This window comes from Intestinimonas butyriciproducens, from assembly GCF_016901775.1.
GTDB lineage: Bacteria > Bacillota > Clostridia > Oscillospirales > Butyricicoccaceae > Pseudobutyricicoccus.
Genome location: NZ_JACJKW010000038.1, coordinates 1 through 5222 on the forward strand (window position 1 = coordinate 1; position 5222 = coordinate 5222).

The 5222-nt window shown below is 49.0% G+C and carries 4 protein-coding genes; all 4 read right to left on the reverse strand.

All coding sequences use genetic code 11. From position 1 onward, the window contains the following. The coding region (locus H6A25_RS12415; RefSeq protein WP_204752435.1) for an ABC transporter substrate-binding protein at positions 1-770 on the reverse strand (770 nt) is incomplete at its 3' end. 485 nt (positions 771-1255) lie between these two features. Further along, positions 1256-2788 carry an ABC transporter substrate-binding protein gene (locus H6A25_RS12420; protein ID WP_204752436.1) on the reverse strand — a complete coding sequence of 511 codons (1533 nt, stop codon included), beginning with the start codon at positions 2786-2788 and terminating at the stop codon, positions 1256-1258. Positions 2789-3242: 454 nt separating this feature from the next. Continuing rightward, positions 3243-4775, reverse strand: coding sequence for an ABC transporter substrate-binding protein (locus H6A25_RS12425; protein ID WP_204752437.1), 1533 nt, complete (start codon positions 4773-4775; stop codon positions 3243-3245). Between the two features lie 224 nt (positions 4776-4999). Then, a partial coding sequence (locus H6A25_RS12430) for a hypothetical protein (RefSeq protein WP_204752438.1) occupies positions 5000-5222 on the reverse strand: 223 nt, incomplete at its 5' end.

A 5222-nucleotide genomic window follows, 5' to 3' on the forward strand; every position in this document is an offset into this window, starting at 1 on the left:
GCGTCCATGGCTTCCACTTCCACGATGAAGTCGATTTCACCGGCTTCCAGAGCGATGGTACGGGAAGAGCCTTCGGGGATGATCTTCCAGGTCATGTTCTTGATCTTGGCAGGGCCCTTGAAATAATCTTCAAAAGCTTCGAAAGTCAGGCTGTCGCCCCGCTTCCACTCAACCAGCTTGTAGGGGCCGGAACCGATGGGATCGGAGTTGAAGTCATGACCGGAATCGATCAGGCTCTTGGGAACGATAGCGTTGCCGTGGTGGCACAGATTGTTCAGCAGCATGGCATCGGGGCCATCGGTCTTGATTTCAACCGTCAGATCATCCACCTTGGTGATGGAGACGATATCGCTGTTGTACAGGTTGACTTCGGCAAAGCCCTGGGCCCACTGAATGGAAGCAACCACATCATCAGCGGTCATGGTGTCGCCATTGTGGAACTTAACACCGTCTTTGATGGTAAAGCGCCAAGTGCTGTCGTCCACATTTTCATATGTGTCCACCAGGTCCGGTTCCGGCTCCAGATCCATGCCGGAACGGAACAGGGTGTTGTAGGTCAGCAGGTTCATGTAAGAACCGGCCACAGCGTTGTGCTCGGTGGGAGACAAGGAGGGAGTCTCGCCCATGGTGGCGATGACAATGCTGTCCTTCGCGCCGCCTCCGTTGTCGCTCTTCTTCTCGCCGCCGTCGCTGGAGCAGCCGGCAAACAAGCCAACAGACATAATGCCGGCCAGCAATAAGCTGATGGCACGCAGTTTCCTCTTTCTCATAAATTTTCACCTCATAAATTATTTTCAACAAAGGCTGTGCCTTGGCTGAATCATACTGTGTACTCCCGGCTCTTTCTCGTTTTCAACATAATCGACAAGATTTTTTAAAAAATAGTTTTTCTATTTGTTAAATATTATAATACTATATTTTCTCTTTCGCAACATTTTGTTTCTTTTCACCTATTGTTCACACAGTTTGCCCTTTGCACATTGTACAATACAGCCTGTTTGACATCAGCAAAACCAAACAAAGCCATCCCAGGATAATTTACAATTCATTTCATTTTTTTGTGTATTTTTTTAATTCAGTGCCGTATTACACCTTGACTTCACAGCATATTGCACGATTTTTCACTACCCGAAATTTATTGCTGAAATATAAACTATTTATGCTCAGAAACAGAAAAACTTTCTCCGCCTGCTGTCATTTGCAACAAAAAAGAGCCCGCGCTGTGCGCGGGCCCTTTCGGAACATTGCTTTTGACTTATTTCCAGCTCACATCTTCGAAGTACAGAGTGCCGCTGGGAGAAACCTCAACGCCCTGGAGATTGGCGTTGTAAGCACGGAAGTTGACAGGCTGATACAGAGGAACCTGAGGAGTCATGGTGTTGATCAGGGAGATGCACTCCTGCAGCACCTTATCTCTCTCGGCTGCATCGATGGTGGCCGAAGCCTGATCGATCAGAGCATCCACTTCAGGGCTGTTCAGACGGGTCTTGTTGGAACCGTTGATGGACTTGGAGTGGAACACACCAACCAGGAAGGAAACCATATCGCTGGAGGTGTAGTTGCCGATGGAAGCAGTGTAGTTGCCTTCACCTGTGACAGACAGGTAGGTGGCCAGGTCCATGCTCTCGATGGTGGCGTTGATGCCCAGGGTATCCTTCAGGTTGGCCTGAATAACCTCGGCGGCACGCTTCTTGGTGTCGTTGGAGCAGATGATGCTCATCTCGATGGAAGCAGGATCCACACCGGATTCATCCATATACTTCTTGGCCTGCTCAGGATCGAAGGAATTCACATTCTCTTCGCTGGCGCCAGGCATGTTGTTGGGAGCCTGAGAATAGATAGCAGTACCCATGCCGTTCAGGGCAACAGCGATAACGCTTTCCTTATCAACGGCGCAGTCCATAGCCTTACGAACCAGTTCGTTATCCAGGCCGGGCTTTTCGTTGTTCAGCATCATCCAGTTGTGCTCGGTAGCGTCATACTCATAGAGAGCCACTTCATCGTTGCCAGCCAGACGGTCATAGTCCATGGCTTCCACTTCCACGATAAAGTCGATCTCGCCGGCTTCCAGAGCAATGGTGCGGGAGGAGCCTTCAGGGATGATCTTCCAGGTCATGTGCTTGATGGGGGCTTCGCCGTCAAAGTAATCGGCAAAAGCTTCAAATTCCACGCTGTCGCCCCGCTTCCACTCAACCAGCTTGTAGGGGCCGGAACCGACGGGATCGGAGGCAAAGTCATGGCCTTCGTCCAGCAGCTTCTTGGGAACGATGGCGTTGCCGTGATGGCACAGGTGGTTCAGCAGAACAGCGGAGGGGCCAGGAGTGGTGATCTTGATGGTGTACTCATCCACAGCTTCGATGGTGTCAACACACTGGTTGTACAGGTTGACTTCGGCGCAGGTCTTGCCATACTCGATGGAAGCAACCACATCTTCAGCGGTCATTTCATCGCCGTTGTGGAACTTGACGCCTTCCTTCAGCTTGAAGGTCCACTCGGTCTCACTGGTATTCTCGTAGCTTTCCACCAGGTTGGGCTGGGGATTCATCTCAACATCGGTGTTAAACAGGGTGCTGTAGGTCAGCAGGTTCATGTAGCTGCCAGCGGTGGCATTGTGGTCAAAGGGAGAAAGGGAGGGAGTTTCGCTCATGGTGGCAATGACGATGCTGTCCTTGCCGCCTTCGCTGCCCTTTTCGCCTTCCTCACCGCCGCTGTTGCAGCCGGCGAGCAGACCCAGCATCATGACTGTGGCTAACAGCAGACTCAGCAGACGCAGTTTTCTGTTTCTCATAACATTTCACCTCATGTAACATTGTTTGACGGTCCTTACCGCCTTCCCGGTTTTTCCGCCGCGGGCAGATTCACCGGATGATTGCATTATAAGCGATGTTCATAGAATATTCAATAAAAATTTTAAAATGGCAAGCTGATTTTTGTGCATCTTTTCGTGATATTCCCTCAACTTTCCCCTGCTCTTTTGTGCATAATATCTCATTTGCTTTACTTTGATTCCCTAACTATCTTCGATTTTTTGTGCACTTTGCCCTAGGAATTTTCTGGTTTTCGTCGCACATTTAACAAACTTTATTGATTTTCCCGAATTCCAAATTTCCTTTTATAGATTTGTAATTATTGCGTTTTTTCCTGCCTATCGCAGGGATATTTTTCCCGTTTTTCTTTTCAAGGGCGACAAAAAATCCCGGGAGATCATCTCTCCCGGGATTTTTTCACATTTCCCAATCTCTTTATTCTTCCCAATAGCAATTCTGGAAATACAGATTGCCCACTGCGTTGATCTCTACGCCTTTCAGCTTGGCATTGTAGGCTCTCAGGGCGATGGGCTGCCACAGCGGAATGTGTACGCACAGCTCATTGAGATATGCATTCAGTTCTTCCACGATTTTCTGCCGCTCATCGGCATCCAATGTTACCATTGCTTCTTCGATCAGCTCATCCACTTTGGGATCGGCCAGACGGGCCCGATTGGAGCCGCCAATGGATTCGCTGTGGAACAGACCCTTGCAATAGATCAGCTGGTCTGTGGTGTTATAGCCGCCGATGCAGGCGCTGTAATTGCCTTCGGTGGTAGCCGACAGATAGGTAGCCAGATCCATGCTTTCCAGAGTACAGCTGATGCCGATTTTCTTCAGATCGGCCTGAATCACTTCACCGGCGCGCTTTTTCATATCATTGGAGCAGATGATGGAGAAATTGATGGTGGAGGGATCCACTCCCGATTCCGCCAGATATTGCTGAGCTTTTTCCACATCGTAATCATCGGCGTTTTCTTCCGAGCAGCCAATGAGGTTCATCGGGGTCTGTGACTTGACAGGAGTGCCCAGATTGTTGGCCGCCACAGTCACCACATTCTCCTTGTTGATGGCCGCATTGATGGCATGCCGCACCAGTTGATTTCCCAAGGCTCCATATTCATGGTTCATCTGCAGGTAGTTATAGTCGGTGGCTTCGTATTGGTATACTTCGATTTCATCATTGCTTTGCAGCCGGTCGATATCCATCTGTTCCACTTCCACGATGAAGTCGATCTCACCGGCTTCCAGAGCGATGGTACGGGAAGAGCCTTCCGGGATGATCTTCCAGATCATATTTTTGATTTTGGGTTCCCCGTCCCAGTAATCTTCAAATGCTTCAAAAGTAAGGCTGTCGCCCATTTTCCACTCTTTGAATACATAGGGGCCGGTGCCAATGGGATTTTCATTGAAGTTGTTGCCTTCGTCGATCAGCTTTTTGGGAACAATGGCATTGCTGGTGCCTGTCAGATTGTCCAGAATAATGGCACAGGGCTCAAAAGTGGTGATCTTGATAGTCTCATCGTCCACAATATCCACTTGCTTGATGTTTTCCGTGCTGGTCTTGATCAGCGGGAAATTCTGGGCCCAATCCAAAGAGGCCTTTACATCCTCTACCGTCATTTCCTCGCCGGTATGGAACTTGACCCCTTTGCGGATTTTAAATTCCCATTCGGTATCGCTGATGGCTTCGTAGCTTTCCGCCAGGCAGGGTTCCGGTTTCATATCCATTCCCCGCCGCAAAAGGCCTTCGTAAGTCAGAAGATTCATATACCCGCCAGCCACAGCATTGTGCTCGTTGTTGGTCAGGGAGGGGGTCTCGCTCATAGTGGCAATGACGATGGTATCCTTGGCTCCTCCTGTGTTTCCGCTTTCGTCCTTTTTGCATCCAGCCACGCCGGCAAACAATCCTGCCGTCATGGTAAGAAGAGCCAATACACTGACCAAACGCTTTCTTCTGTTACTCATGCCTTTCACCTCTTTCATCATATACGCGGGGCCCAGCCGCGCCAAAATGCTCTTTTGCAGTGGGCCGACTGCAAGTGGTATGCCCCATTATATGCTTTTGCCATTTCTCTCCGCAATCCCCCCTGACAACTTCCGTACGCCTATTTTTTATTCAATTTGTCCAGTAACCTTCCGAAACATCCGCTCTATATAGTGCATTTCTTATAAATTTTTATGATTATCTTTTACATATATTCCTGTTTTTTGTGAAAGATATCCGGTATTTTCAGGGCTTTTTTGCAGGCTTTCACAACTGTTCCAAATTTCCCTCTACATTTTTGTACAATAAATTGCTGCATTTTCTTGCGAAGAAAAAAAGCCGATGCGACTTTCGTCGCATCGGCTTTTCGGTATTTCAGGAAGTCTCTTATTCGGCCAGGAAGCAGGAGACGAAATGGCCCGGGCTGA